General features: G+C 61.8%; 26 protein-coding genes. 10 read left to right on the forward strand and 16 right to left on the reverse strand.

Features of this window, described 5'->3' with window-relative positions:
- Together corA and GJ699_RS15370 are read right to left on the reverse strand one after the other, a co-directional pair.
- Positions 1-969 carry a magnesium/cobalt transporter CorA gene (gene corA, locus GJ699_RS15365; RefSeq protein WP_154377690.1) on the reverse strand — a complete coding sequence of 323 codons (969 nt, stop codon included), beginning with the start codon at positions 967-969 and terminating at the stop codon, positions 1-3.
- 42 nt (positions 970-1011) lie between these two features.
- On the reverse strand, positions 1012-1905 hold the full coding sequence (locus tag GJ699_RS15370) for an AraC family transcriptional regulator (RefSeq protein ID WP_154377692.1): 894 nt from the start codon (positions 1903-1905) through the stop codon (positions 1012-1014).
- A gap of 96 nt (positions 1906-2001) precedes the next feature.
- Between GJ699_RS15370 and GJ699_RS15375 the strand changes: the two genes are divergently transcribed.
- Positions 2002-2724, forward strand: a complete 723-nt coding sequence (locus tag GJ699_RS15375; protein WP_154377694.1) for an SDR family oxidoreductase — start codon at positions 2002-2004, stop codon at positions 2722-2724.
- Between the two features lie 65 nt (positions 2725-2789).
- Here GJ699_RS15375 and ntrC read toward each other — a convergent pair whose 3' ends face one another.
- The 4 genes from ntrC to glnA form a co-directional block, all read right to left on the reverse strand.
- Positions 2790-4298 (reverse strand): nitrogen regulation protein NR(I), encoded by a 1509-nt coding sequence (gene ntrC / locus GJ699_RS15380; RefSeq protein WP_154377696.1) that lies wholly within the window; start codon positions 4296-4298, stop codon positions 2790-2792.
- A gap of 66 nt (positions 4299-4364) precedes the next feature.
- Positions 4365-5477, reverse strand: a complete 1113-nt coding sequence (gene glnL, locus GJ699_RS15385) for a nitrogen regulation protein NR(II) (RefSeq protein WP_154377698.1) — start codon at positions 5475-5477, stop codon at positions 4365-4367.
- A gap of 10 nt (positions 5478-5487) precedes the next feature.
- Positions 5488-5976 carry a DUF4124 domain-containing protein gene (locus GJ699_RS15390; RefSeq protein WP_154377700.1) on the reverse strand — a complete coding sequence of 163 codons (489 nt, stop codon included), beginning with the start codon at positions 5974-5976 and terminating at the stop codon, positions 5488-5490.
- Positions 5977-6102: 126 nt separating this feature from the next.
- The gene (gene glnA / locus GJ699_RS15395) at positions 6103-7518 is read right to left on the reverse strand and encodes a type I glutamate--ammonia ligase (RefSeq protein WP_154377702.1); all 1416 of its coding nucleotides are present in this window, start codon (positions 7516-7518) and stop codon (positions 6103-6105) included.
- A gap of 315 nt (positions 7519-7833) precedes the next feature.
- On the opposite strand from glnA, the gene GJ699_RS15400 reads away from it, so the two are divergent.
- Positions 7834-8292 carry a rhodanese-like domain-containing protein gene (locus GJ699_RS15400; protein ID WP_154377704.1) on the forward strand — a complete coding sequence of 153 codons (459 nt, stop codon included), beginning with the start codon at positions 7834-7836 and terminating at the stop codon, positions 8290-8292.
- Here the strand turns inward: GJ699_RS15400 and GJ699_RS15405 are convergent.
- The 7 genes from GJ699_RS15405 to GJ699_RS15435 all read right to left on the reverse strand — a co-directional run bounded on the left by GJ699_RS15405 (position 8289) and on the right by GJ699_RS15435 (position 17510).
- Entirely contained in the window at positions 8289-9650 is a 1362-nt protein-coding gene (locus GJ699_RS15405) for a TAXI family TRAP transporter solute-binding subunit (RefSeq protein ID WP_154377706.1), read from the reverse strand. The genes GJ699_RS15400 and GJ699_RS15405 overlap by 4 nt on opposite strands.
- A gap of 97 nt (positions 9651-9747) precedes the next feature.
- Positions 9748-12891: a transglycosylase domain-containing protein gene (locus GJ699_RS15410; protein ID WP_154377708.1), complete on the reverse strand. Its 3144-nt coding sequence runs from the start codon at positions 12889-12891 to the stop codon at positions 9748-9750.
- A gap of 340 nt (positions 12892-13231) precedes the next feature.
- The gene (locus GJ699_RS15415) at positions 13232-14017 is read right to left on the reverse strand and encodes a competence/damage-inducible protein A (RefSeq protein ID WP_154377710.1); all 786 of its coding nucleotides are present in this window, start codon (positions 14015-14017) and stop codon (positions 13232-13234) included.
- A gap of 10 nt (positions 14018-14027) precedes the next feature.
- Positions 14028-14834 carry an EI24 domain-containing protein gene (locus GJ699_RS15420; protein WP_154377712.1) on the reverse strand — a complete coding sequence of 269 codons (807 nt, stop codon included), beginning with the start codon at positions 14832-14834 and terminating at the stop codon, positions 14028-14030.
- Complete coding sequence (locus tag GJ699_RS15425; RefSeq protein WP_154377714.1) at positions 14834-15796, reverse strand: sterol desaturase family protein; 963 nt, start codon at positions 15794-15796, stop codon at positions 14834-14836. Before GJ699_RS15425 ends, GJ699_RS15420 begins: the two co-directional genes overlap by 1 nt.
- The gene (locus GJ699_RS15430) at positions 15793-16548 is read right to left on the reverse strand and encodes a polysaccharide deacetylase family protein (RefSeq protein WP_154377716.1); all 756 of its coding nucleotides are present in this window, start codon (positions 16546-16548) and stop codon (positions 15793-15795) included. Before GJ699_RS15430 ends, GJ699_RS15425 begins: the two co-directional genes overlap by 4 nt.
- Positions 16548-17510 carry a YVTN family beta-propeller repeat protein gene (locus GJ699_RS15435; RefSeq protein ID WP_154377718.1) on the reverse strand — a complete coding sequence of 321 codons (963 nt, stop codon included), beginning with the start codon at positions 17508-17510 and terminating at the stop codon, positions 16548-16550. Before GJ699_RS15435 ends, GJ699_RS15430 begins: the two co-directional genes overlap by 1 nt.
- A 136-nt stretch (positions 17511-17646) precedes the next feature.
- Here GJ699_RS15435 and GJ699_RS15440 point away from each other — a divergent pair, with 136 nt between their 5' ends.
- Positions 17647-18003 carry an FKBP-type peptidyl-prolyl cis-trans isomerase gene (locus GJ699_RS15440; RefSeq protein ID WP_154377720.1) on the forward strand — a complete coding sequence of 119 codons (357 nt, stop codon included), beginning with the start codon at positions 17647-17649 and terminating at the stop codon, positions 18001-18003.
- A 6-nt stretch (positions 18004-18009) separates the two neighbouring features.
- On the opposite strand, the gene GJ699_RS15445 is transcribed toward GJ699_RS15440, so the two are convergent.
- Positions 18010-18783: a hypothetical protein gene (locus GJ699_RS15445; RefSeq protein WP_154377722.1), complete on the reverse strand. Its 774-nt coding sequence runs from the start codon at positions 18781-18783 to the stop codon at positions 18010-18012.
- A 187-nt stretch (positions 18784-18970) separates the two neighbouring features.
- On the opposite strand from GJ699_RS15445, the gene GJ699_RS15450 reads away from it, so the two are divergent.
- Positions 18971-19276: an HU family DNA-binding protein gene (locus tag GJ699_RS15450; RefSeq protein ID WP_343730338.1), complete on the forward strand. Its 306-nt coding sequence runs from the start codon at positions 18971-18973 to the stop codon at positions 19274-19276.
- A gap of 168 nt (positions 19277-19444) precedes the next feature.
- Complete coding sequence (locus GJ699_RS15455) at positions 19445-19696, forward strand: acyl-CoA-binding protein (RefSeq protein ID WP_154377724.1); 252 nt, start codon at positions 19445-19447, stop codon at positions 19694-19696.
- 47 nt (positions 19697-19743) lie between these two features.
- On the opposite strand, the gene GJ699_RS15460 is transcribed toward GJ699_RS15455, so the two are convergent.
- Together GJ699_RS15460 and GJ699_RS15465 are read right to left on the reverse strand one after the other, a co-directional pair.
- Positions 19744-20535, reverse strand: a complete 792-nt coding sequence (locus GJ699_RS15460; protein WP_154377726.1) for a PEPxxWA-CTERM sorting domain-containing protein — start codon at positions 20533-20535, stop codon at positions 19744-19746.
- A gap of 129 nt (positions 20536-20664) precedes the next feature.
- The gene (locus tag GJ699_RS15465) at positions 20665-20943 is read right to left on the reverse strand and encodes a polyhydroxyalkanoic acid system family protein (protein ID WP_154377728.1); all 279 of its coding nucleotides are present in this window, start codon (positions 20941-20943) and stop codon (positions 20665-20667) included.
- A gap of 243 nt (positions 20944-21186) precedes the next feature.
- Between GJ699_RS15465 and fdxA the strand changes: the two genes are divergently transcribed.
- From fdxA to GJ699_RS15490, 5 genes are all read left to right on the forward strand, one after another.
- Positions 21187-21510: a ferredoxin FdxA gene (gene fdxA, locus GJ699_RS15470; RefSeq protein ID WP_154377730.1), complete on the forward strand. Its 324-nt coding sequence runs from the start codon at positions 21187-21189 to the stop codon at positions 21508-21510.
- Positions 21511-21615: 105 nt separating this feature from the next.
- Positions 21616-22683 carry an NAD(P)/FAD-dependent oxidoreductase gene (locus tag GJ699_RS15475; protein ID WP_154377732.1) on the forward strand — a complete coding sequence of 356 codons (1068 nt, stop codon included), beginning with the start codon at positions 21616-21618 and terminating at the stop codon, positions 22681-22683.
- A 222-nt stretch (positions 22684-22905) separates the two neighbouring features.
- Positions 22906-24141 (forward strand): polyhydroxyalkanoate depolymerase, encoded by a 1236-nt coding sequence (locus GJ699_RS15480; RefSeq protein ID WP_154377734.1) that lies wholly within the window; start codon positions 22906-22908, stop codon positions 24139-24141.
- A gap of 99 nt (positions 24142-24240) precedes the next feature.
- Positions 24241-24651 (forward strand): MarR family transcriptional regulator, encoded by a 411-nt coding sequence (locus GJ699_RS15485; protein ID WP_154377736.1) that lies wholly within the window; start codon positions 24241-24243, stop codon positions 24649-24651.
- Positions 24644-26407, forward strand: coding sequence for a chloride channel protein (locus tag GJ699_RS15490; protein WP_154377738.1), 1764 nt, complete (start codon positions 24644-24646; stop codon positions 26405-26407). The genes GJ699_RS15485 and GJ699_RS15490 overlap by 8 nt, the downstream gene beginning before the upstream one ends.
- Positions 26408-26425 lie beyond the last annotated feature (18 nt).

Here is a 26425-nt window from a genome sequence, read left to right on the forward strand (position 1 = left end):
TTATAGCCAACCAGCTTTCTTGAAGCGCCGGTGCAGGTACAGGCACACACCAACCATGATGGCAATCGCCATCGGGTAACCAAACTTCCAATCCAGCTCCGGCATGTATTTGAAATTCATGCCCCACAGCCCGGCAAACGCGGTGACGATCGCGAAGATCGCCGCCCACGCCGCCAGCCGCTTGTTCACTTCACTTTCCTCAATCGCCACCATCGACAGATTGACCTGAATCGCGGTCGCGATGGTGTCGCGAATGCCGTCCAGCGAGGTGCTGATGCGGTGCAGATGGTCATGCACGTCGCGGAAGTATTCCTGCGTCTCGGTGCACATCGACGGCACGCGACCGCCGTGCAGCCGGCCGACCGCCTCCATCAACGGCCCCACCACGTGACGCACGATGGTGACCTTGCTCTTCAGCTGATACAGACGCTGAATATTGTCGCGCTGCTGGCCCTGAGTAAAGATCAGGTCCTCAATCTTTTCCAGCTCGGTCTCCAGCATATCCAGCACCGGGAAATAACGATCGACCACCGCGTCCATCAGCGCATACAGCACGAAGGCCGGACCGAGACGCAACATGTGCGGCTCCTTCTCGGCGCGCGCACGCACGCCCAGGAAGCCCTGCTGGCTATTGCCGTCACGCGAAGACAGCACATAATCCTGGCCGACGAAAATATCGACCTCGCCCACCACCACCTCGCCCTGATGGCACTCGATGGTCTTCACCACCACAAACAGCGAATCGCCATACTCCTCGATCTTGGGCCGTTGATGACCACGGCTGGCATCTTCCACCGCCAGTTCGTGCAGGCCGAATTCCTCCTGCATCTGGGCCAGCTCATCGGGCTGAGCATCGCGCAGCGCCACCCACACAAAGGTTTCCGGCTGCTCGATATATTCGCTGATATCTTCGACCGGGATGTCGGCCAGTTTTTTACCATCCTGATAGGCCACACAATTAATCAGCATACGCAATCCATAAAAAGAACTTTCATCAGGGCCGAGCTTACCTTAAACGGCTGCGGCATAGCGTGCGGGCGGCAGCCCGACATGGCGCGTGAACGCCACGCTGAACGCGCTGGACGAACCATAGCCGACGCGCTGCGCCACCTCAGCCACGCTGCAGCGCCGGCGCAGCAGTTGCCGGGCCTGCGCCATGCGCCAACGCAGCAGATACGCCATCGGCGCCACACCGACCGCGGCGCTGAAGCGCTCGAAGAATGCCGAGCGTGACAACGCCGCCTGCCTGGCCAGTTGCACCACAGTCCATGGCCGCGCCATCTCCTCGTGCATGCAGCGCAAGGCCTGCGCCAGCCGTTCATCGGCCAGTCCGCGCAGCAGTCCCGGCGAGCCGGCGCTGACAGCGGCCGATCGCAAGGCTTCAATCAACAGCACCTCCAGCAAATGCGCCAACACCAGCTCCCGCCCTGGCCGCTGCGCGCGCGACTCGCCGCCGACCAGTTGCACCAGTGTGGCCAGCCGCTGCTCGCCGCGCACGTGGATCAGCTGCGGCAGCAGCGCGACCAGCAGCGCCGCATCCGGCGCGTCAAAGGCGCAATGTCCCACCAGCAGCACAGTCTGCGCCGGCCCATCGGTATCGCCCAGACGCCACTCGCCATGTGCCAGTTGCACCGGCGCGGCATCGGGCGCGCGCTCGGGCGGCGGCTGTACGCTGGTCATCGCAAAGTCGTGCGATTCGGGGATCAGCACAAAGTCGCCCTGCCGCAGCGCCAGCGGCTCCCGTCCCGCGACCACCAGCCGGCTCTCGCCCTCCAGCACCACGCAATAGAACGGTTCCCCCTGATGCGAACGCCGCACCCGCCAGGCGCCGGAACCGCCAACGACTTTGGAGAAGCGGGCGCGCGGCTGCAGCAGCGTCACCACTTCGGCTAAGGGATCAATCATCTTTGGACTTTGGCTAAAGAATTATGGACTTCCTATTGTAGCAAGTCCGGACATGCTGAACTACAGTCAAGTACCCCAACCGTAAAGGAACTTTGTATGAAAACCATCCTGATTACCGGCTGTTCGTCCGGCTTTGGCCTGGAAACCGCGCGCTATTTTCTGCAGCGCGACTGGCAAGTGATCGCCACCATGCGCACGCCGCGTGCCGACTTACTGCCAGGCGCGCGCGTGCTGCCGCTGGATGTGAGCGACGCCGCCAGCATCGAACGCCTGATCGCCGCCGCCGGCCCGGTCGATGTGCTGGTCAATAACGCCGGCATCGGCATGCTGGGTGCGCTGGAAGGCGCCGACATGGGCACGGCGCGTGAGGTGTTCGAGACCAACACCCTGGGCGCGATCGCCATGACGCAAGCCGTGCTGCCGCAATTCCGCCAGCGGCGTGACGGCATCATCATCAACGTCACTTCCGCCGTGACGCTGAAAGCGCTGCCGCTGCTGGCGGTCTACACTGCCAGCAAGGCGGCGCTGGATGCGTTTACCGAAACAGTGGCGCTGGAACTGCGGCCGTTCAATATCCGCACCCACATCGTGCTGCCGGGGCGTGCGCCGGACACCAGCTTTGGCGCCAACGCCCGCGACCGCTTGCAGACGCATGACGCCTATGCAGCGCTGACGCAAAGCGTGTTTGCCGAATGGGCGGCCGCCACCGAAGCAGTCACGCAGGCGCAGGATGTGGCGGAGGCGATCTGGCGCGCCGCGACCGATGCCGCCGCGCCGCTGCGGATTGCCGCCGGCGCCGACGCGCTCGCACTGATGTAAAAAAAGGCGCCCATCACGGGCGCCTTCGCGAACGGCCAATCGGACCCGGCGGTCCGGCGCGGCGACTAGTCGTCCTTGGCGCCGTCGATGCCGAGTTCGGCGATCTTGCGGGTGATGGTGTTGCGGCCGATGCCCAGCCGCACCGCCGCGTCGTTCTTGCGGCCATGCGTGTGCTTGAGCGCGGTGCGGATCAGCGCCGACTCAAATTGCCGGCCCAGCACCGCCATCACTTCCTGCTGACCACCGCTGAGCATGCTGGCGGCTTGCGCTTCCAGCAGATCCAGCCAGGCGTCCGGCGCGCTGGCGCCGTTCGCATGCTCGGCCGCCAACGGATTGACGGTGCCGTGATGCTGTTGCGTGCTGAAGCTGTCGGCCGACGCGGCCGAGGCCAGCGCCATCGCGCCGGGCGAAGCGCTGCTCTTTTCCTGCGTCAGCTCGATCGGCAGATCCTTGACTTCCACCGTCTGGCCAGGCGCCATCACAGTGATCCAGTTGCACAGGTTTTCCAGCTGACGCACATTACCCGGCAACTCCAGGCTGCACAGGAACTGCAGCGCGGCGTCGCTCATGCGCTTGGCTTCCACGCCCAGCTGTTTGGCACTTTGCACCAGGAAGTGACGCACCAAAATAGGGATGTCCTCGCGGCGCTCCCTCAAACTGGGCAGGCGCAGGCGAATCACGTTCAAGCGGTGATACAAGTCCTCGCGGAACAGCCCTTCGCGCACGCGCTGCTCCAGATTCTGGTGCGTCGCCGTGATCACGCGCACATTGGCCTTCAGCGGTTGATGGCCGCCGACGCGGTAGAAATGACCATCCGACAGCACCCGCAACAAGCGCGTCTGCAGATCGAACGGCATGTCGCCGATCTCGTCCAGGAACAGCGTGCCGTTCTCGGCCTGCTCAAAGCGGCCGCGACGCGTGGTTTGCGCGCCGGTGAAGGCGCCGCGCTCGTGACCGAACAATTCGGATTCCAGCAAGTCTTTCGGTATTGCTGCCGTATTCAGCGCGATGAAGGGCTGCGAGGCGCGCGGCGAATGCTTGTGCAGCGCGCGCGCCACCAACTCTTTACCGGAGCCGGATTCGCCGGTGATCAGCACCGTCACGTTCGATTGAGAGAGGCGACCGATCGCGCGAAAGACTTCCTGCATGGCCGGCGCCTGGCCGAGGATTTCCGGCGTTTCGGCCGGTCCTGATTCGACGCTGGTTTCGCGCAGGCTCTCGTCCAGCGCGCGCCGGATCAGCTCGACAGCCTTGTCGATGTCGAACGGCTTGGCCAGGTATTCAAAGGCGCCGCCCTGGAATGCCGCCACGGCGGAATCCAGGTCGGAGAAGGCGGTGATGATGATGACCGGCAGCCCTGGGAAGCGCGATTTCACCAGCTGCAGCAAGTCGAGGCCGGAGTCACCCGGCATGCGGATGTCGGACACCAGCACCTGCGGCGTCTCGAACTCCAGCGCGGCGATGGCATCGCGCGCGTTGGCAAAACTTTTCGTGGCCAGATTTTCCCTGGCTAATGCTTTTTCCAGTACCCAGCGGATCGATTCGTCGTCGTCTACTATCCAGATTGGCTTCATGTGTTTTCTTTAGTTCCGCGATGGATCGTCTATCAAGGGACACGGTCCGGCTTGGCCAACCACGGCTTATGGCAGCGGCAGCAAGATACGGAAGTCCGTAAATCCAGGCCGGCTTTCGCACTCGATCACGCCCATGTGCTGTTGCACGAAGGTCTGTGCCAGCGTCAAGCCCAGTCCGCTGCCGCCCTCCCTGCCTGAGACCAGTGGGTAGAAGATGCGGTCACGGATTTGCGGTGCGATACCCGGTCCATTGTCAATGATATGCAAGTCTAATGCCAGCCCGTAGCGAACCTTGGCCAGCGTGACCTGACGCGCCACCCGCGTCTTGAAAACGATTTGCGCATCGCCGGCATCGATCTGCGCCGACAGCGCTTGCGCCGCGTTGTGCGCGATATTCAGCACGGTCTGAATCAGCTGCTCTTTGTCGCCGCGGAACTCGGGAATCGAGGCATCGTAATCGCGCAAGATGGTCAGGCCGGACGGGAACTCGGCCAGCATCAGGCTACGCACCCGCTCCAGCACTTCGTGGATGTTGACGTCGCCCACGATGTGCGGCCGGCGATGCGGCGCCAGCAGGCGATCGACCAGCGTTTGCAGGCGGTCGGCTTCCTTGATAATGACCTGGGTGTATTCGCGCAGCTGCACCGCGTGCGCGCCCGGCAGCTCCATCTCCAGCAACTGCGCGGCGCCACGGATGCCACCCAGCGGATTCTTGATCTCGTGCGCCAGGTTGCGGATCAGCTCCTTGTTGACCTGACTCTGGTCGAGGATGCGTTCCTCGCGGTCCAGCTTCAGATGCTGCAGATGCTCGCGCAACTCGATCAGCACATGGCCGGCCGGCTCGTCCAGCGCCGACACAATGCTGTGCACATGCAGCGGCTCGCGGCCGGCGCGTTCCAGCGTCAGATCCTGACGCAGGTTGGAAAACTTGTGGGCGCGCGCCTGCGTGCAGATGTGGTCCAGCTCTTCGGGATTGAGGAATTGCGCGCTCAGCGTCTGGCGCGACAGCGCCTTCAGCGAGTTTTCCAGCAGGTTTTCGGCCGCCGCGTTGGCGTAGGCGATGTGGCCTTGCGCATCCAACAGCACCACGGCCGAAGCCAGCAGTTCCAGGCCGGCCAGTGCCGGCGGACGGTTGATGGCGGCCGCCGCGCGGGCCGCGATATTACTCACCAGGCTCATAGTAAACTCGTCATCGGATATTTGCGATCTCACGTTTCAAGGCATCGATATTCTTTTCCGAGCGGCTGATGCTGTCGCGCAGCGTCGCCACCCGTTCCTGGTATTTGGCGTAGTTGCGTTCGTCGCCGCGTCGTTCCGGCTCGCCGTTGTTGTATTCGCGGCGCAGCTCGGTCAGCTTCTGCTGCTCGTTCTTCAACTCTTCTTCAAGTATGGCGCGGCGGTCGTTGTCGCGCGCCTTTTGCTCGGCGCTGTCGACGCGCGGGAACTCGCCCGGCGTCGCCACCGGCTGGGCATTGCGGGGCGATGGCGCCGTGCGGCGCGGCGGCGCCGGCACCGTCATGCCCGGCAAATCCATCGGCTTGCAATAACTGCCACGGTTAATATCCGTGAACTCCACACTGCCGCCAGGCGGCTGGCATTTGTAAATCACGCCCTGCCCGTGCGCCGCGCCGGTGACTGCCAGCGCCAGCAACACACTCAGTTTCAAACTCGTTGTCATTCGTAATCCGTGGGTGGGAAACTATCCATCCCGAATATACAGCATCCAAATAAAAACGCGGGGAAAGCACAGCCTGCCCCGCGTTCTTGACTTCATCATGGCGCCGGACCGGCCGGCGCGCAGTGATTACAGCGAGTAGTACATGTCGAACTCAGCTGGGTGAGTGGTCATGCGCATGCGCTGTACGTCTTGCATTTTCAGTTCGATGTAAGCATCGATCATCGAATCGCTGAACACGCCGCCACGGGTCAGGAACTCGCGGTCTTTGTTCAGGTTGTCCAGTGCTTCTTCCAGCGATGCGCAGACGGTTGGGATCAGTGCATCTTCTTCTGGCGGCAGGTGGTACAGGTCTTTCGACGCAGCTTCGCCTGGGTGAATCTTGTTCTGGATACCGTCCAGACCAGCCATCAGCAGCGCCGAGAAGCACAGGTAGACGTTGGCCAGTGGATCTGGGAAACGGGTTTCGATACGACGGCCTTTTGGATTGGCGACGTGCGGAATACGGATCGAAGCCGAACGGTTTTTCGCCGAGTACGCCAGTTTCACTGGAGCTTCGTAGCCTGGCACCAGACGCTTGTACGAGTTGGTGCCTGGGTTGGTGATCGCGTTCAGTGCTTTAGCGTGCTTGATGATGCCGCCGATGTAGAACAGCGCTTCTTCCGACAGGCCGGCATAGCCATCGCCAGCGAACAGGTTTTTGCCGTCTTTCCAGATCGACTGGTGCACGTGCATGCCCGAACCGTTGTCGCCAACGATAGGTTTCGGCATGAAGGTAGCGGTTTTGCCGTAGCTGTGCGCCACGTTCCACACCACGTATTTCAGGTTCTGGGTCCAGTCGGCGCGCTCAACCAGGGTCGAGAACTTGGTGCCGATTTCGTTTTGGCCGGCGCCAGCCACTTCGTGGTGGTGCACTTCAACCGGGATGCCCAGCGATTCCAGGATCAGGCACATTTCCGAACGCATGTCCTGGAAGCTGTCCACTGGAGGCACTGGGAAGTAGCCGCCCTTGACGGTTGGACGATGGCCGCTGTTGCCGCCTTCGATTTCCTTGTCGGTCGACCACGAAGCTTCGTCCGAATCCACTTTAACGAAGCAACCGGACATGTCGATCTTCCAGCGCACGCTGTCGAAGATGAAGAATTCTGGCTCTGGGCCGAAGTAGGCGGTATCGCCGATGCCCGAGGCTTTCAGGTAGGCTTCAGCGCGCTTGGCGATGGAGCGTGGGTCGCGGTCGTAGCCCTTGCCGTCAGCTGGCTCGATCACGTCGCACTGCATGAACAGCGTGGTCTCTTCCATGAATGGGTCGATGCGCGCGGTGTTTGGATCCGGCAGCAGAATCATGTCCGATGCTTCAATACCTTTCCAGCCGGCGATCGAGGAACCGTCGAACGCGTGACCCGATTCAAACTTGTCGATGTCGAAAGCCGACACAGGCACGGTGACGTGCTGTTCTTTACCACGGGTATCTGCGAAGCGGAAATCAACGAATTTGACTTCGTTTTCCTGGACCATTTTCAAAACTTCTGCGGCCGTAATTGCCATGCGTATCTCCTAAAGGGAATATGTGGAACTCGTGAGAGGTCAATAAGCAGTATCCGTGCCAGCCCTAAACGTATATCGATATGTTGGTAGCGTCTTTGAACTCGCAGGCAAAATGAATCTAAAATGCACCAGCGAGTCTAAGTGCCCAAATTTACAGCAGATCAAGCTCGCACCGCTTTAGTGCGTTTCTCACATTTTGCACCTTATGAGTGCGTTTTAGGATATTTTTTGAAAAGCGCATGGTTTTGGTGCATCCGGGTCGCGGGCTTGCGCGGACGCCATATAATAAACTTAAACTTACAACCGGAACACCCTATGAGCAAAATAGATGAGATCCTCGCCCAGGCCCGCAGCCGCAGCCGTGATTGGGCCTATGAAGGCGCGGTGACGCCGCAGGAAGCGTATGAATTAATCGGCCTGGAAAACGCCGTCAAGATCATCGACGTGCGCACCAACGCCGAGCGCGACTGGGTGGGCCGGGTGGCCATTCCGGACGCCCAACATGGTGCGGTGCAATGGAGCACCTATCCGGGCGGCGTCGCCAACCACGCGTTTATCGAACAATTGAACTCGGTGGCGCGCAAAGACCAGGTGTTGCTGTTCCTGTGCCGCAGCGGCGTGCGCTCGCGTGGTGCAGCCACGCTGGCGTCCGAACACGGCTACCAGCACTGCTTCGACATCCTGGGCGGTTTCGAAGGCGAGAAGGACGAGCACGGCCACCGCAAAAACCTCAACGGCTGGTGCCACGACGGCCTGCCCTGGCTAGGCGCCTAAACCGGCACCGCCTCGCTGGCCGGCGCGGCTTCGTCCATCAGGAACAGGATGCGCTTGCGCACGAATTGTATGTGGCTGCGCAAGCCGTACAAGCCGTCCGCAAACGATAGCGGGATCGAGACCTGGTTGACCAGCTCTTCAATCTCGGTCAGCCGCTTGAGCTGTTCTTCATACACTTGCATGCGCGTGTCCGCTGGCGCGTCTTCCACTTTCTGCTCCACCAGGCGCAGCTGGCCATACCATTTGTAGACGCGCGAGCGGATGCGCCACACGTAGATCGGCGGCACCACTTTCGACAGCGGCAGGATTAGCGCGCCCAGCGCCACCACCAGCACCCACATGCGGTCGAAGAAGTTGGCCAGCCAGAAGGTCATGTAGCGCTGCAGGAATGGCGGGCCGCTCTTGTAGAACTTGGCCGCTTCGGCATCGACCGGGATTTCAGAATATTTGGCCGACGGGAACTGGCCCTGCTGCTGGAACCAGCCGGCGCCGCCATGAATGCCGGCCGCCGCCTGCACGAACAAGTCCACCAGCGCCGGATGCAGGTCTTCGCGGCTGACCAGGGTGGCGGTCGGCGCGATCAGGCTGTAGTCTTCGGCCGGGATGTTGCGCCCCAGGTCGACGATGCCCTGCGGCAGCGTGACATGGGTCAGGAACGGCAGCTTGCGCGCATAGGCTTCGGCCTGGCTGAAGTCGAACAGTTTGATGCCTGGCGTTTGCAGCAGCATCTGGATCAGCGGCGCTTCCGGCGCCGAGGTGAACACCAGGCCGTCGATACGACCTTCCAGCAGCTCCACCGTGGCCGGCGTGTTGGCCAGGCCGAAACGCTGCACGTCATCCTTTTCGACGCCGTTCAATTCCAGGATCTGACGCAGCAGCCGTGGCGAGCCCGAGCCTTTCGGGCCGTAGTTGATTTTCTTGCCGCGCAGCTGGGTCAGTTGGGTGATCGGCGGTTTGCCCTTCTCTTCGCGCAGGAACAGCCACAACGGTTCGACAAACAGGCTGCCCAGCGACGACAGTCCTTCGCGCTCGGCCGCCTCTTCGTTGGTGGAGCCGCTCTGCACGAAGGCGATGTCGACCTTGCCTTCCTTCAGGTTGCGCAGGTTTTCGCTGGAGCCGGCCGATGGCACCAGCGAAACCTTGACGCCGTGCTTGGACAGCGCGGCAGCGTATTTTTTGCCGAAGTCTTCATAGGCCGAGTTTTCCTGGCCGGTGCCCAGCCGCACGGTGCGCGGCGGCGCCGGGTCGACCACCCAATAGGCCAGCAAACAAACCCCGATGATGGTCAGCACGGTGGGCGCGGCGGCAACCAGCAGATCCCGGATCGAGAACTGGGTGAATTTGAGGATCTTGGTCATGTGATGGCGCATAGGTTTCATGGGCACACACATTGCCAAGAAATCAGCAACTATGCAAGCGGAACCGTCGTCCCCGCGCCGGCGGGGACGACGACGGTTAGCCGCCGCAAGCGCGCAGTGGCGCAGTCGGCGCAGTCGGCGCAGCGGCCATGTTGCCCGGCTGTCCACCAGTCCGCAGCACCACCGCCGGCGGCACGGCGCCTGGCTTGGCCACCGGATGCGGCTCGATCAGCGGCATCAGCGTCGGGGCCAGCACCACCAGCAATTGCACCGGCAGCGCGCTGGTGAAGTCGTAGTTCTTCGATTCCGGCCCATGCACATAAGCCGTCATCGAACCAAAGAAGCGCTCGCCGATGTTGAACACAAACGTGGCCGAACGGTTGACGTAACGCGACTCAATCAGCCGGCCGCCGGCCGCATACACGTCGAAGCGCTGGTCGCCGGTACCGGTCTTGCCACCAACCGGAATCACCGTGCCATCGGCCGCCACAAACGCCGCCTTGGCGCGCTTGGCGGTACCGTCCGACACCACGCCGCGAATCGCGTCGGCCACCACCCGCGCCACTTCCGGCGCGATCACCTGCTCGTTGCTGGTCGGCGGCGCCTTGGTCACCACGGTTTCATACGGCGTTCCCTTGGCGAAGTGCAGCGAGGTCACGCGCTGCGAGCTCTTGCGCACGCCGCCGTTGACGATAATCCCCATCATCTCGGCCAGCGCCGCCGGCCGGTCGGCCGAGGCGCCCAGCGTGGTGGCATACGACGGCACCAGCGATTCGAACGGATAGCCCATCTTCTTCCACTGTTTGTGGATTTCCATGAAGCCTTCCACCTCGATCAGGCCGGCGATACGTTTGTCCTGCGCATGCTTGCGATGGGTTTTGAACAGCCACTGGTAGACGTCCTGACGCTCCTTCTCGCTGGCCGCCGTCATCTGGCTCAAGGTGGCGCCCGGATGCTGGCGCAGATAAGCCGCCATCCACAGTTCCAGCGGATGCACGCTGGCCAGATAGCCGCGATCGGCCAGCGACCAGTTGTCGATCGCGTACTGTTCATACAGCTTGGCCACGCGGTCTTCCGGCACCTCGTTCTGCGATGGCAGATGCTGCTTGAGGAAGGCGGCAAACTGTTCCGCCGTCGCCTCCGGATACACGGTGCGGTAAATCACCGCCAGCCGCACCGGCGTACTGCGGATGTTGGCCAGCAGGATGTCGTCCAGCTCGCCCGGTTGCTTGCCCTTGTACTTGGCATAGAAGCGCGCCAGGAATTCCTTGCCTTCCTTGTCCGCGAAGCGCGCCAGATACACCGCGCGGCGCGGATCGTCGGCATCCGACAGCAGCGAAGCCGACGAGCCCGGATTCGAGAACATATAGTACTTGGCGACGTCGCGCATCAGCCGCACGAACACCAGGTTGGTCGAATGGCGCAGCGCTTCGGTCACGGTCAGGATCTTGAAGTTGTCTTCCTTCGAGAAGTTGCCGAAGTGGTGCAGCCCGCCGCCGGTGAAGAAGCCCTCGCCCGGATTGCCGGAATACTTGCGCTCCATGGCCGCGTTCAGCATCGGCGTCAGTTCGCGCTTGTCCAGCGGCAGCCCCTTGAAGTACTCCAGCGCCCACTGCGTCAGTTTGTCCTGCGGATCGACCCGCACCTGCGACAGCGCGGCGTTGTCCATGCCGGCGTATTTCTTGTGCATCTGGTCCATGATGTCCAGATAGCTGATCAGCGTGCGCAGCTTGGCGGTCGAGCCCAGGTCCAGCTTGGCGCCTTCGTTGATGTCCAGCGGCTGGTCGAAGTTGTCGGTCTGCAGCCGCAGCAGATTGTTCTGCTCGCCCTTCTCCAGCAAGGTGAAGCTGTACACCACATTGGCCGGATCACCATTGCCCAGCATGCCCTTGCCGGTCAGGCCGGCGGCCTTGGCCTTTTCCGGGTCGCGCAAATCGCGCAGCACTTGCGTGACGGCGGTCTGCGCCTGCGCGTCCAGCGTGCTGACCACGGTCAGGTCCAGCCGGTCCAGGTTGTACATGCGGTTGTCGCCCAGCAGATTGGCCAGATGGTTGCGGATCGCGTTCGACGCCTTGCGGCTGACGAAGGTCTGCGGCGGCGCCAATTGCAGGCCGTTGCCGGCCGCTGGATGCAGCGTCTGTTTCAGCGCCATGTCGCGCATCGCCGGCGTGATGGCGCCATCGGTGGCCAGAATCCGCAGGTGGCTGTTGGCCAGCACATCCAGATCCGCCGCGCCATCGCCCAGGTAGTAGCTGGGACGGCGTTGCGCGATCATCAGGCTCAGCGCTTCCTTGTAGACCAGCGCGGTTTGCGCGTCCGGATTGTCCAGCTTGCCGTTGAGACGACGGTTGACCTCGTCAAATGGGCGGCCATACCACACCCACATGCCATCGCCGATGCCGTTCACTTCGCCATAGCCGGGCTTGGCCGACAGCGGCACCGTGTTCAGGTAATCGATGACGATGCGGCGCCGCGCCTTGGAAGTGTCGGTGCCGTCCTGATAGGAGCGCAGGCTGGCCGACACCATCTGCTGCAGCTTGTCCTTCATCGAGCCGGTGCGGCCTTCCGGCGAGTGGCGATACTTTTCGATCTGCGTCGCCAGCGTGCTGCCGCCAGCCGCGCGATGACCGCCGGCCACCGCGCTGGCAGTCTTTTCCAGCACCGCCTTGCCCAGACGGTCCCATTCCACCGCCGGATTGCGCTTCGGATAGGTGTTGTCCAGCAGCTCGCGGTTTTCAATGAACAGCAGGCTGCTGACCAGCACCGGCGGCGCCGCCTCGAACTTGTTGTAGATGCGTTCCGGATAGCTGGCGGCAAACAATTCCTGCGCGCGGCAATCGTAGATCGTCAGGCCGGTCTTGGTCTTCTCGTGGTAGGTGGCGAACACGCCCATGTCGACCAGTTCCGCCATCTTGGGCGAGATGCGCACCTGCGCCGCCACCTGGTAGTCGCGCTGGCTCAGCTTGCCGATGTAATCCGGCAGACCGGCATAGCCCAGCCGCTCGTCATACGGGCTGTCGTGCGGGAAGCGGATCGACTTGCTCGGCCCGTTGCCCATCTTGTAGGTCATCTTGCTGGCGAGATCGCTGAACACGCGCGCCTGCATGGCTGAGCTGCGGGTTTCCTGATAGCCCCACCAGATCGCAAACGAGACGCCGACCAACAGCACCAGCAACAAGGCATTGCGCGAGCGCTTGCTCTTTCTGGGCGCGCCCGCGTCAGGCGGTAGCGGCGGATCCATTTGCGCCTGCGCCAGATGGGCTTCAGTTTGTTCGGGAGTAGGAGGAGGCACCACCCGCAGGTGGCGTTTGCGGCGATAACCAAATGCTGCCGCGCCTGCACGCAATTTGCGCACTGCGCGGACAACGATACGGGGCCGGCGGAAACGACGATTGCTTAACATATGATTCAAACCGGTCGATGTTCAATCAAACTTACTAGCTTCCATTGCACCACATCAGCGTGCCGCCAACCGGAGCGGACGCACAATAAATTTACTGCGCGCTTCTTTTTTCGCAAAAAAACAACGGCGTTCTCCCGGATGGGGGAACGCCGCTTCTGCCCGCCGTGATCAAGACGGATTAGGTGTTGCTGAACTCTACATTGAGTCTGCGCAACTCGTCGCACAATTGAATGAAAGCAGTGGCGGTTTGGACCGGCTCGCCTTTGACGCCCAGCTCGATATGGCGGCGCGTCTGCGCATCGCCCACGCTGGGCAGGCTGAACACTTTGACGCGCGGGAATTGCTGCTCGATCGCCACCATCAGCGGCGTCAGCGCCGATTCGGCGGTCTCGTATACCAGCACCGACTGCTCCAGATGCGGCTCGCGGTTGAACAGGTCGGCGTAGTGGTGGTCCAGCACCCATTCGATCATCGGCCACGCCATCACCGGGAAGCCCGGCACGAAGTAATGCTGGCGCAGCGCGAAGCCGGCGATGTTGTTATACGGATTAGGGATCAGCGCCGCGCCCTCGGCGAACTCTGCCATTTTGAGGCGGTGCAGATTCTCGGCTGAATTCAGATCGGCCTGCTGGCCGGCCTCCTGCGCCATCTGCAGGATGCGCTGCTGGATGTTGCGCTTGCCCTGCTCGTGCAGCGCCAGCGGCAGGCCCAGCGCGTCGGCCGCGGCCTGGCGGGTGTGGTCGTCCGGCGTGGCGCCGATGCCGCCGCAGCAAAACACGATGTCATCACTGGCGAAGGTGCGCTTCAGCGTGGCGGTGATGCGCGCCGGATCATCCGGCAGAATCTCGGCCCAGCCCAGCTTGAGCCCGCGCGCGGTCAGCATTTGCAGCACTTTCGGAAAATGCTGGTCGACCCGCCGCCCGGATAGAATTTCGTCGCCAATAATGATGAGTCCGATTGCCATAGCCTACTCCTTATTCAAGCACTGTTTGCGCGCGCAACCGCGCCAGCGCATCCAGGCAATAGTACGCGAACCACAGCCCGGTGAAGATAAATATCAGTACGTACAGCCAGATCGATACCGCCGCCAGCAGCGGGAACAGCACCACCGCCATCACCCCGCCCAGCCAGATCACGCCCGGCAGCGCACCGGCGGCGCCGGACACCACGCCGATCACCAGCAGCGGCAGGCGATGCTGCTTGAGGATGGCGCGGCGCTCGTCGGCATCGGCGTAATCGGCCAGCGTGTCGTACACCATTACGCGCATGGTCAGCCAGCCCCACAGCAACGCCTGCACCAGCACCGCCAGCGGCGGGAAGGCATACAGCGGCAGGGTCAGCACCCACAGCAAGATGAAGACCAGCATGCCGCCCAGCGCCACGCCGACGCTGCCGAGGATGGAACCACCCTTGCGCTGCTCCAGCTGCGGGAAGTGGCGCAGGCCGACGTGACGGCCGATCAGCGGCATCGCCACCACGCCGATGAAGATCAGCGCGGTCAGTATCATCAGCGGCAGCAAGGCCAGCATTGCTATCAGGGGCACAACAACTGTTTTCAAGGTGCCAAGCCCGAGCGACGCCAGCCAGCTGCTGCTGTAGCTGAAACCGTCGTAGGCGACGAACTGCGCCTGCACGAAATCAATCAGCGGCTGCAGGAAGAAATACAGGCCGGCGGCCCAGACACCCAGCGCCAGCAGGAACGGCGCCAGACTCATCAACAGCATCTTGCCGTGCCACTGCGACAGAAAAGCGCGGCCCCAGGCGCGCAACACACCACCCATCAGACTATCTCCTTGCGTGCATATTCAATCATGCGTTTCAGTCCCAACCAATGCTGCGACCAGAAGCCACGGCCATAATCGCGGCCCGACAGCTGGTCGCGGATGCCGGTGGCGACGAATTGCGGCGTGAAGTTCGCGGTGCGGAACACCATGTCCCACACCGGCAGCAGCACCGCGAAATTGCAACCGCCCAGCTTGCCATCGCGGCCTTCGTGGCCGACGCCGATCGCATGGTGCATGCGGTGATAGCGCGGCGACACCAGCAGGCGCTCGCCCAGCCAGCCGAAATGCAGCCGCACGTTGGCGTGCTGCAGGCTTTGCAGAATGCGCGATACCGACACCAGCAGCACATACTGCGCCGGCTCGACGCCAATGCCGAGCGCGATCACCCCCATATAGATATCACGCAGCAGGTCGTCCAGCAGATGGTTGCGGTCGTCGCTCCACAGGTTCATGTTCTGCTGGCTGTGGTGCAGGCTGTGCAGCCCCCACCACCAGTTGAAGTGGTGCGAGGCCCGGTGATACCAGTAATCGCAGAAATCCAGCACCACGAAATAGACGAAGAACGCGCCCAGCGGACTGATCCCTGGCCACAGCGCTTCCAGATTAAATGGGTGGAAGCCGTCAAAGCGCAGCGCGGCGGCCAGGCTGTCCAGCAGCGGGTTCAGCGTGAAGAAGATCAGCACCGAAAACACGCCGATACGATGCAACAAGGTGTAGATGAAATCGTTCCAGCGGGCCTGCGGATCGGTGATGCGCTGCGCCGGGATCAGCGCTTCCAGCGGCCGCAACACCAGGAACAGCAGCACCAGTTCCAGCAGGCCGATCAACAGCCATTCGGTGCCCTCGAAGGCATCCTCGACATATGCGCCCAGGCCAAGCTGAAATACCAGCGGCTGGATCGCGGTTTCAAACAACCAGCCCTGAGCCAGGCCCAACCAGTCGGACAAGGTGTCTATCATTTTTTGTAATCCGGATGTTCGCGCAGCGTGGCAAAGCACATGCCTTTCTGCTCCAGTCCGCTAATCAGCGGTTCAAGATTGGCGGGCGCCCAGGCATCCTTGCGCGACCAGATGCCCATGTGGATCAGCACGATATCGCCGCCGCGCAGCTCGCGCAACGATTTTTGCAGAAGTACCGGATTCGGATACTTTTCGCTCGACAGCTCATCGCCCGAGAAGCCGGCCGGCGACCAGCCCACATGCGCATAGCCACAAGCCTGACCGGCCGCCAGCAGCCGTGGCGAGGTGCGCCCGGCCGGCGCGCGCCACAGCGGGTCCAGATGCTTGCCGGTCAGCTCACTGAAGCGTTGGTCGACGCGCTTTAGCTGCTCGCAGTATTGCTGCGGGGTCCAGCTGACCAGTTTGCCGGCCTGCGGACCGAAGCCGGGCTTGAACACCAGTTGACCATCGGCGCCATCGCGCACGAACACCGCGTGGTCCCAGCTGTGGGTGCCGATCGCATGGCCCTCGGCCACGCGCGCCTTCCAGTAAGCAGCCCAGGCCGGATCGAGCGAATAATCGCCGCGCACGGTTTTCTCGTTGGCCAGGAAAAAAGTGGCCTGGATGTGGTGGCGCTGCAGTGTGTCGGCAATCAGCTCGGCTTGCGACTGGCTGCCGGTATCGAAGGTCAGATAGATGGTGCCTTTGCAGGCGGCCTGCACGGCCGGTGCGGCCGCCAGCGCCATCAGGATCAGGGCGGCGCCGTGTCTCATCAGCGTTGCGCGGAATTAAAGAAGAACACGCCGTGCGGCGAGCGCCCGACCGGAATGATCTTGATGACTTTGCGCGACGGCAGATCGATCACCGCCACCTTTTTAATCCAGCGCAGCGTGACCCACATGGTCTTGCCGTCGGCCGTCACTTCCATGCAGTCCGGGCCGCCGGGGACGTTGATCTGGCCGACGTTTTCCAATATCTTCTGATCAATGATGTTAATCGAATTGGAAACACGGTTGGACACATAGGTATAACGCCCGTCGCCGGCCGAGCGGAAGTTGTGCGCGCCCTGCCCGGTCTTGATGCGCTTGACGGTCTTTTGCGCTTTCCAGTCGATCACCTCGACATAGTCAGCACCCATGATGCCGACCAACAGATATTTGTCATCCGGCGTCATCGCGATCCCGGCCGGCAGCTTACCAACCGGCAGCGTCCATTTGACGCTTTGCGTGCTCAGGTCGATGGCGCTGACCTGGTCGCTGCCCTGCTGGGTGATGAACACCATATTGCTGGCGGCGTTGAACGCCATGTGGCTAGGCAGCTTGGCCAGCGGGATGCGCTTGGCCAGCGTCATGTTGGCGCCGTCGTATTGGTAGAGGTCGACGCGGTCCAGCCGCAGCGAGTTCGACACAAACCACTTCTGGTCCGGCGAAAAGCCGATCTGGTAGGGATCGAGGATGTTCTTGACGGTGCGCTGCGGTTGGCCGGTTTTCGGATCGAGGAAGATCAACTCGTTGCCGACCGAGCTGGCGACGATCAGCGACTTGTTGTCCGGCGTCGCCATCAGGTGGTGCGGTTCCTTGCCAACCGGGATGGTGGACAAGTCCTGGTACGTCGATTGGTCCAGCAGTTGCACGGTGGCGTCGCGCGAATTGAGGACCACCACCACATTGGCTTGCGCGCTGCCGACAGCGGCCAGCACGCAGGAAAGGACGATACGACGGAAACTGCGGAGCATGAAGGAATCGCTATAAGAAAAGCAAAACCTTATTTTACGTGCAAACCGGGCGCGGGCAAGCGCCAACGCCGACAAAACTTCACGCTCACGGCCGCCCTGCTACAATTCCGGCCTGTTTCTAATGAAAGGAAGAACCATGTCCACCATCACCACTCCTAGCGGCCTGCAATACATCGAACTGACCGTCGGCGAAGGCGCCGAAGCCAAGGCCGGCCAGAACGTCACCGTGCACTACACCGGCTGGCTGCAAAACGACGACGGCAGCAAAGGCCCGAAATTCGATTCGAGCAAAGACCGTAACGATCCGTTTGAATTCGCCCTGGGCGCCGGCATGGTCATCCGTGGCTGGGACGAAGGCGTGCAAGGCATGAAGGTTGGCGGCAGCCGTCAGCTGATCATCCCATCGGATCTGGGCTACGGCTCGCGCGGCGCCGGCGGCGTGATCCCACCGAACGCTACCCTGATCTTCGACGTCGAACTGCTGGCGGTTTAAGCCGGCTTAGCGCTGCCAGTTTCTGCGCAGCGCTTCCAGTTCTGCTCGGGTATCGAGCATGCCGCCGACAATGCGCTGGTCTATCGCTTCCAGCACCGCGGTCGGCATCTCGGTACCGGCCATTCTGTAATTTCCCATCGCCGGCAACGGCCGCGCATTTTGTACCAGCGCTGGTATCCGCCACTCCTCGTTGGCGCGACAAGCAATCCCCACCAGATCCTGCGTCACTCCCACCAGCGTAAAGCTGCGGCAGTAACTCCCCTCATTGGACAAGAAACTCAGCCCGACCCGGACATCGCCCTCGGTCTGCGCGGCGCCGCCCAATTGCTGGCTAAGGGCGGCAGCCAACCGTCCCTGCGCCACCAGCCAGCCATTGCGACTACTGACCTCGGTCGGTGGCGGCGTGCTATCGCTGAACCAGTTGGGCTGCCAGCGCGCCAGGCCGAATTTACCGGCCGCCAGCCCGACTACCATCACCAGCGCCAGCGCGCTCCATTCCAGCCAGCCCCAGCGCCGCCGGGACGCCTTGCGCGCCGCCTGCTGCGTGGCCAGGCGCTGCGCCCGCACCGCCGCCAACTGCACCACGTTGGCCCCCTGGCGAGCGCGCAGACCGGATGGGTTCTGCTGATCAGCAAACACTTCATCGCGCGCCGCGCGCAAACGCGCCACGCGCCGCGCCAGGCTGCTGTCGAGACGCATGGCCGCGTCGACCTGCAAGCGGGTCGCCTCGTCCAGTTCGCCATCGGCATATGCGATCAGTGTTTCATCTGAAAAGCTCATGTTTCCCGGTCCTTTAAGCATTCATCATAAACCTTTTTTTGTCAGCATGCGGTTTCATGAAAATGACGTAAGCCCTTTAAATACAAGGCCTTATTTGCAGCGCGCCGCAGCAGCTCAACAAATATAAGGCTCGCTTCACACAGAAACCATTACATTTGACAATATTTATGCTAATCTGCGCGCTCTAATAACCAAGGAGGTAGTAATGAAAAAAGGCGAACTGATTGCAGAATTTGCGAAACGCACCGAGCTGTCCGCTGCTGCCGCCAACGGCGCAGTGAACACTCTGATCGCCATCATCACTGAGCGTCTGAAAAAAGGCGACTCGGTAGGCATCACCGGCTTCGGCACCTTCTCCGTAGCCAAGCGCGCTGCACGTAAAGGCCGCAATCCTGCAACCGGCGAAGCGATCAAAATCGCCGCGTCGAAAACCCCAAAATTCTCGGCTGGCGCCACGCTGAAATCGGCTGTCAACCCGACGAAAAAGAAGTAATTCTTAAGGCGGTTTGAGCAGTGCCCGCGAGGGCACCGGCAACGGCGGTTCATGCAGGCTCAGGCCCGGCATGACCGCCGTTCTGTTTTGGAGCCTGTCCTCTAGCGGCTTTTGAGGTGGCTGCGGTTATGATGGCGCATCCATCGACCACATCACAAGGAGCGCGGTATGAGTTTGCAAGAACAGTTTGAACAAGCCCAGGCGGACTCGAAGAATCTGCCGGAACGTCCGGACAACATGACGCTGCTGAAGATCTACGCGCTGTTCAAGCAGGCGTCAAGCGGCGACGTTAACGGCGACCGTCCCGGCATGACCGACTTCGTCGGCCGCGCCAAATACGATGCCTGGGCCGAGCTGAAAGGCAAAACCTCGGACGAGGCCAAACAGCTGTACATCGATCTGATCGAAGATCTGAAGTAATACTGAAGTAATAAAGACAAAGCCCCTTGCGGGGCTTTTTTTTTTGCTTACACCGCTTTCTTGCGGCGGCGGCTGATGGCGCCGACCATGCCCAGGCCGGCCAGCAGCATCGCATACGTCGCCGGTTCCGGCACCGCCGAAGTCAGGCTGAACGAGGTGATGCTCTGGTTGGCGTCGGCGCCGGCGGTGCCGCCGGTGAAGCCGACATACATGGTGCTGCCAAACTTGGCGCTGAGGTCCACCGTCTTGCTGTCGCTGATGTTATAGGACTGGCCGGTGTTGGCATCGATGAACACGCCGCTCAGCGTCAGCTCATGGGTGGTGGCGTTGTAGCTGACCGTTTCGGTACCCGTCACTTTGTTGGCCGCGCCCAGGTCGAACGGGGTGTCCTTCAAGCCCTGCACCACGCCGTTGGTGCTCAAGCCATAGTCGTTATTGGTCCAGGTGCGGATCACCGAACCAACCGCGCTCGAACCCGAGCCGCCGATATTCCAGTAGCCCACATCGCCGCCGCCGACGCCGGTCACATTGGTGCCGACGTTCTGGAACGCCAGCGCGATGCCGTCCGCCATGCTGCCGCTGTCGTTGCCGGCCAGCGAAAACGAAAACGTGGTGCTGAACGAGCTGGCGGTGGAGATGCCCTGCGTCAGCCAGGCCGCGCCCGACACACCGGACGCGTTCGAAACGCTGCTGGTGTGGGTCAGCTGCAGGCTGCCGCCGACCAGCTGGGCGCTGCCCGCCAGGTTCAGCGTGCTGAGGTCGATGGCGGTGGCGGAAGCTGCGGTGGGAATAGCAAACGCGGAAGCGACTACGGCGGCGATGGCGAGCGTGGAACGCATAACGGTATCCTTCAACAGGTGGCAGGTTGGTTAATTAAAATACATCCAAGCCGGCGATTATACCTATGCAATACTATAACGCAATTAATTTTTTCAAAAAACAACTTTAGTTGAAATTATGCAACGCAATTATGCGACAAACAACGCCCGCATTTTCTCGCTGACCTTGGCTTCCACCTGGCCCGCCATCATGCTGATCGGGAAGCCCAGCGCGATCTGCACCTGAGCCTGATTCGGCCGTAAAGTCAGCGAACCATTGACGCCGCTGCGCTCGAAACGCAACACGTCGCCGTCCCAGCGGCAGGCCAATTCGAATTGTTCGGCCAGCTTGTCGGCCACTTGTTGGGCGGCCGCGCGGGCCTGCTCCGGCGCCAGTTGATGTTCCTGGACGATGTTGATGTCCGCCATGCGGATCCCCCTGCTCTGAATAAACAAAGGCGCCATGATGCCAGTTGCGCCCCCGCCGCGCCAGTCCAGTGGCGCCGGCTTGCGCCAGATCGTCTCGACTGAATGAATTTGCTTATATGTATTGTATATAAGCGCAATTTGTGAGAAATAGCGAATTACCTTAAAATACAGTGCTTTGCCGAGGTTAGCCAGGCAACTGCCCCGCCACCGACGCCGCTGCAAACCAACATTGATAGGACTGTTATGACCCACGTTGTCACCGAATCTTGCATCGCCTGCCGTTACACGGACTGTGTCGATGTTTGCCCGGTAGATTGTTTCCGCCAAGGCCCGAACTTCCTCGCCATCGATCCGGACGAGTGCATCGACTGCGCCGTATGCGTCGCCGAATGCCCGGTCAACGCGATTTATGCCGAAGAAGACGTCCCAGGCGATCAGCAGCAATTCATCAAGATCAACGTTGATTTGGCGCGCAAATGGCCTTCGATCACCAAGACCATCCCTGCGTTGCCGGAAGCCGAGCAATTCAAGGACGTCAAGGAAAAGCTGAACCTGCTGGTGCGCTGAGACCGATTGTCCGGCCAGGCAGCATAGCAGCGCCTATCGCGAGCGCATCCGCCCCGCGCAGTCATTGCGCTGCCTAACCATTATTGAAATCACAGGAAATTACGAATGAATACCACTGTCACCCCTACGGGCGTCATCGAAGCCGATGCCGTCATCATCGGCGCCGGCCCGGTCGGCTTGTTCCAGGTCTTCGAACTCGGCCTGCTGGAAATCAAGGCCCATGTGATCGACTCGCTGAACGCCGTAGGTGGCCAGTGCGTGGAACTGTATCCTGACAAGCCAATCTACGACATCCCGGCCGTGCCATCGTGCACCGGCCAGGAACTGACCGACAACCTGCTGAAGCAGATCGAACCGTTCGAACCAACCTTCCACCTGGGTCAGGAAGTGACCAAGGTCGAGCGTCGCACCGACGGTCGCTTCGACGTCGAAACTACGCTGGGCACCCAGTTCATCACCAAGACCATCTTCATCGCCGCCGGCGTTGGCTCGTTCCAGGCCCGCACCCTGAAAGTGGACGGCATCGACGTGTTCGAAGGCTCGCAACTGCACTACAAGGTCAAAGACCCATCGATCTTCGAAGGCAAAAACCTGGTCATCTGCGGCGGCGGCGACTCCGCGCTGGACTGGGCGCTGAACTTCGTCGGCAAAGCTGAATCGGTGGTTCTGCTGCACCGCCGCGACGAATTCCGCGCCGCGCCAGCCTCGGTGGCCAAGATGAAAGCGCTGTGCGACGACTACGAAATGCAGCTGCTGATCGGCACCGCCACCGGCTACGAAACCTCGGCCGACGGCAAGCTGGAACACCTGAAAGTGACCGCCGCCGACGGCGTTACCCGCCGCGTGCCGCTGGACATGCTGCTGGTGTTCTACGGCCTGTCGCCTAAACTGGGCCCGATCGCCGAGTGGGGTCTGGACATCGAGCGCCGCCAGCTGAAAGTGCAGAACACCGAGAAGTTCGAAACCAACGTGCCAGGCATCTTCGCCGTGGGTGACATCAACACCTACCCAGGCAAGAAAAAGCTGATCCTGTCGGGCTTCCACGAAGCCGCGCTGGCCGCCTTCGGCGCCGCGCCGTACATCTTCCCGGACAAGAAGATCCACATGCAGTACACCACCACCTCGCCGAAACTGCACAAGGTGCTGGGCGTCGAGACGCCAGTGTTCGATTAAATACTTATGACGGGCAAATGTCCTACACAAAAGCAGCCGAAAGGCTGCTTTTTTTATTCCCTAAACAGTATTATTCTTTCTTACAAGGTTGCCTGTGGATTCCACGTAGCCTTGCCCATAAGAACGAGCATATGCTTTATGTTACGAACACAGCGCCGATAATTTGGCATATGATGTCAGTTATTGATGCATCGCACCACGCTCACCATCCGGGACCGCCCTATGCTCTACCAACTCCATGAAATGCAGCGCTCGTTCCTCACGCCACTGATGCAGTGGGCCGACGCGTCATCCAAACTGTTCACCAACCCGGTATCGCCGCTGGCGCACACGCCGTTCTCGCAGCGCATCGCCGCCGGTTACGAACTGATGTACCGGCTGGGCAAGGATTACGAAAAACCGGCATTTGAAATCGACAGCACCGAGATCAAGGGCGAGCAAATCGGCATCATCGAGCATGTCGCGGTCAACAAACCGTTCTGCCGCCTGATCCATTTCAAGAAAGACCTGGACGACAAGAAGTTCAAGGCACTCAAGCAGCCGACCGTGCTGCTGGTGGCGCCGCTGTCCGGTCACCACTCGACGCTGCTGCGCGACACCGTGCGCGGCCTGCTGGTCGACCACGACGTCTTCATCACCGACTGGACCGACGCGCGCATGGTGCCGCTGTCGGCCGGCCCGTTCCACCTGGACGACTACATCTTCTACGTGCAGGAATTCATCCGCGAGCTGGGCCCGGACGTGCATGTGATTTCGGTCTGCCAGCCTACCGTGCCAGTGCTGGCGGCGATTTCGTTGATGGCTTCTGAAAACGATCCCAAGCTGCCGAAAACCATGACCATGATGGGCGGCCCGATCGATCCGCGCCGCTCGCCGACCGCGGTCAACAATCTTGCCACCGAAAAGAAATTCTCGTGGTTTGAAAACACCGTGATCTACGCGGTGCCGCCGAACTATCCGGGCTTTGGCCGCAAGGTCTATCCGGGCTTCCTGCAGCACGCCGGCTTCATCGCCATGAACCCGGGCCGTCACGCGCAAAGCCACCGCGACTTCTACAACCACCTGGTGGAAGGCGACGAGGAAACCGCTGAATCGCACCGCAAGTTCTACGACGAATACAACGCCGTGCTGGACATGCCGGCCGAGTACTATCTAGACACCATCAAGACCGTGTTCCAGGACTTCGCGCTGCCGAAAGGCGAATGGCTGGTGGGCGGCAAGCTGGTCAAGCCGGCCGACATCACGACCGTCGCGCTGTTCACCGTTGAAGGCGAGCTGGACGACATCTCCGGCGCCGGCCAGACCCAGGCCGCACACGACCTGTGCAGCGGCATTCCAGCCGACATGCAGCAAGACTTCGTGGCGCCGGGTGCCGGCCACTACGGCATCTTCTCCGGCCGCCGCTGGCGCGAGATGGTGTGTCCGAAAATTACCGAGTTCATCAAAAAGCACGGTTAAGCACAAGCCAAGCCCTGTGGCCGTGCGACGATCTTGAGCGTCGCAGCACACAGGGCTTTTTTTTCGACCAAATACATCACGTTGTGATATATTTGCCGAATGACCTCCACCAAGCTAAAAAAATCCGACTTCGCCGCCCTGTCCGAATTCCGTTACCAGATGCGCCGCTTCGAACGCTTTTCCGAAGACGTGGTGCAAGCGCAAGGCATCACCCCGCTGCAATACCTGCTGCTGCTGCACCTGAAGGGCTACCCCGAGCGCGACTGGGCCACCGTGGGCGAACTGGCCGAACGCCTGCAAGCCAAACACCATGGCGTGGTCGCGTTGATCACGCGCTGCGAAGCCATGGAACTGGTGGCGCGCCGCCACAGCGTCGAAGACCGGCGCCGGGTCGAAGTCCATTTGCTGCCGAAAGGCGAAACCATCCTTGCCCAGCTGGCCGAACAGCATCGGATTGAACTGCTGTCACTGCAAGGCATCTTCACCATTCCGAACATCCGCCATGAATAAATACGACAATCGCCGCGACTTCGATGGCCAGCCCCGGCTCATCCTGATCACCAGCATCGCCGCCGTGGTCGGCGCCTGCAGCACCGTCACCGCCGACCTGCTGCTGCACGCCATCCGCTTCTTCACCAACCTGTTCTTCTTCCAGACCCTGTCGACGCAATTCACCTCGCCGGCCACCCACACGCTGGGCGCCTGGGTGATCGTGGTGCCGGTGATCGGCGGCCTGATCATCGGCCTGATCGCCCGCTACGGCACCGAGGCCATCCGCGGCCACGGCATCCCCGAGGCGATCGAAGCCATCATGTTCAAGAAGTCCACCATGTCGCCCAAGGTCGCGGTGCTGAAGCCGCTGGCGTCCGGCATCGCCATCGGCAGCGGCGGCCCGTTTGGCGCCGAAGGCCCGATCATCATGACCGGTGGCGCGGTCGGCTCGCTGGTGGCGCAGCACTTCCACCTGACCAGCGCCGAGCGCAAGGCGCTGCTGGTGGCCGGCGCCACCGCTGGCATGACCGCCGTATTCGGCACGCCGATCGCGGCGCTGCTGCTGGCGGTGGAACTGCTGCTGTTTGAACTGCGCCCGCGCAGCCTGGCGCCGGTGGCGGTGGCGTGCGCCGTGGCCGGCTTCCTGCGGCCGCTGCTGATCGAAAGCGGGCCGCTGTTCCCGCTGCACACCGCCGTGCTGCCGCCATCGGCCTTGATCTCCTGCCTGATCGGCGGCGTGCTATGCGGCGCCATGGCCTGGGCCTTGTCGACCGCGCTTTACCGCGTCGAAGACGGCTTCCACAAACTGCCGATCCACTGGATGTGGTGGCCGGCGCTGGGCGGCCTGGCGGTTGGCATCGGCGGCTACTTCCAGCCGCGCGCGCTGGGCGTCGGCTATGACGTCATCGCCGACCTGCTGAACAACCACATGGCCGCCGCCGCCATCCTCAGCCTGCTGATCGCCAAGGCCGTGATCTGGCTGCTGGCACTGGGCTCGGGCACCTCGGGCGGCGTGCTGGCGCCGTTGCTGATGCTGGGCGCCGGCCTGGGCGCGCTGCTCGGTCCTTATCTGCCGGGCGGCGAACCGGCGGTGTGGCCGCTGGTGTTCATGGCCGCCACGCTGGGCGGCATGATGCGCGCGCCGGTGATGGCGGTGGTGTTCGCGTTCGAGCTGACGCACGACGTCAACGCGCTGCTGCCGGTACTGGCCACCGCCACCGTGGCGTATGGCTTCACCGTCATCACCATGCACCGCTCGATCCTGACCGAAAAGATTGCACGGCGGGGTCACCACATCTACCGCGAATACGGCATCGACCCGATGGAGCGCCACAGCGTGGCCGAAGTGATGACCACGGCGGTGGACACCATCGACGCCGACGCCCTGATCACCGACGTGATGAGTACTCACTTCCACGCCCACCCGCGCCACGGCGCCTATCCGGTGCTGCGTCAGGGCGCATTGGTCGGCATGCTGGACCGCCACGGCATCGCCAGCAAGCCGGATGCTGTGCGCGTGGGTGACCTGTTTGGCGTCAACGTACCGATCGTCGCGCTGGCCGATGAAACCTGCCGCGCGCTGGCCACGCGGCTGGCGGTGCACGGCGTCGGCCGGCTGCCGGTGGTGGCCGACATGCAGTCGCGCCGCCTGATCGGCATCATCAGCCACAGCGACTTAATGAAGCCGGCGCTGACCTTGCATGCCGAGGAACTGGAACGTCTAACCGTACGCAAGGTGAGGTTTTTTGGTAAGGCGCAGGCAGATATCGGATAATGGCGTTTTTGCCTGACC

This window comes from Duganella guangzhouensis, from assembly GCF_009674535.1.
GTDB classification, from domain to species: Bacteria; Pseudomonadota; Gammaproteobacteria; order Burkholderiales; family Burkholderiaceae_D; genus Rugamonas; species Rugamonas guangzhouensis.

Coding starts and splice junctions, on each gene's coding strand:
- corA (WP_154377690.1), bottom strand. CDS start 969: ATGCTGATTAATTGTGTGGCCTATCAGGATGGTAAAAAACTGGCCGAC.
- GJ699_RS15370 (WP_154377692.1), bottom strand. CDS start 1,905: ATGATTGATCCCTTAGCCGAAGTGGTGACGCTGCTGCAGCCGCGCGCC.
- GJ699_RS15375 (WP_154377694.1), top strand. CDS start 2,002: ATGAAAACCATCCTGATTACCGGCTGTTCGTCCGGCTTTGGCCTGGAA.
- ntrC (WP_154377696.1), bottom strand. CDS start 4,298: ATGAAGCCAATCTGGATAGTAGACGACGACGAATCGATCCGCTGGGTA.
- glnL (WP_154377698.1), bottom strand. CDS start 5,477: ATGAGCCTGGTGAGTAATATCGCGGCCCGCGCGGCGGCCGCCATCAAC.
- GJ699_RS15390 (WP_154377700.1), bottom strand. CDS start 5,976: ATGACAACGAGTTTGAAACTGAGTGTGTTGCTGGCGCTGGCAGTCACC.
- glnA (WP_154377702.1), bottom strand. CDS start 7,518: ATGGCAATTACGGCCGCAGAAGTTTTGAAAATGGTCCAGGAAAACGAA.
- GJ699_RS15400 (WP_154377704.1), top strand. CDS start 7,834: ATGAGCAAAATAGATGAGATCCTCGCCCAGGCCCGCAGCCGCAGCCGT.
- GJ699_RS15405 (WP_154377706.1), bottom strand. CDS start 9,650: ATGACCAAGATCCTCAAATTCACCCAGTTCTCGATCCGGGATCTGCTG.
- GJ699_RS15410 (WP_154377708.1), bottom strand. CDS start 12,891: ATGGATCCGCCGCTACCGCCTGACGCGGGCGCGCCCAGAAAGAGCAAG.
- GJ699_RS15415 (WP_154377710.1), bottom strand. CDS start 14,017: ATGGCAATCGGACTCATCATTATTGGCGACGAAATTCTATCCGGGCGG.
- GJ699_RS15420 (WP_154377712.1), bottom strand. CDS start 14,834: ATGGGTGGTGTGTTGCGCGCCTGGGGCCGCGCTTTTCTGTCGCAGTGG.
- GJ699_RS15425 (WP_154377714.1), bottom strand. CDS start 15,796: ATGATAGACACCTTGTCCGACTGGTTGGGCCTGGCTCAGGGCTGGTTG.
- GJ699_RS15430 (WP_154377716.1), bottom strand. CDS start 16,548: ATGAGACACGGCGCCGCCCTGATCCTGATGGCGCTGGCGGCCGCACCG.
- GJ699_RS15435 (WP_154377718.1), bottom strand. CDS start 17,510: ATGCTCCGCAGTTTCCGTCGTATCGTCCTTTCCTGCGTGCTGGCCGCT.
- GJ699_RS15440 (WP_154377720.1), top strand. CDS start 17,647: ATGTCCACCATCACCACTCCTAGCGGCCTGCAATACATCGAACTGACC.
- GJ699_RS15445 (WP_154377722.1), bottom strand. CDS start 18,783: ATGAGCTTTTCAGATGAAACACTGATCGCATATGCCGATGGCGAACTG.
- GJ699_RS15455 (WP_154377724.1), top strand. CDS start 19,445: ATGAGTTTGCAAGAACAGTTTGAACAAGCCCAGGCGGACTCGAAGAAT.
- GJ699_RS15460 (WP_154377726.1), bottom strand. CDS start 20,535: ATGCGTTCCACGCTCGCCATCGCCGCCGTAGTCGCTTCCGCGTTTGCT.
- GJ699_RS15465 (WP_154377728.1), bottom strand. CDS start 20,943: ATGGCGGACATCAACATCGTCCAGGAACATCAACTGGCGCCGGAGCAG.
- fdxA (WP_154377730.1), top strand. CDS start 21,187: ATGACCCACGTTGTCACCGAATCTTGCATCGCCTGCCGTTACACGGAC.
- GJ699_RS15475 (WP_154377732.1), top strand. CDS start 21,616: ATGAATACCACTGTCACCCCTACGGGCGTCATCGAAGCCGATGCCGTC.
- GJ699_RS15480 (WP_154377734.1), top strand. CDS start 22,906: ATGCTCTACCAACTCCATGAAATGCAGCGCTCGTTCCTCACGCCACTG.
- GJ699_RS15485 (WP_154377736.1), top strand. CDS start 24,241: ATGACCTCCACCAAGCTAAAAAAATCCGACTTCGCCGCCCTGTCCGAA.
- GJ699_RS15490 (WP_154377738.1), top strand. CDS start 24,644: ATGAATAAATACGACAATCGCCGCGACTTCGATGGCCAGCCCCGGCTC.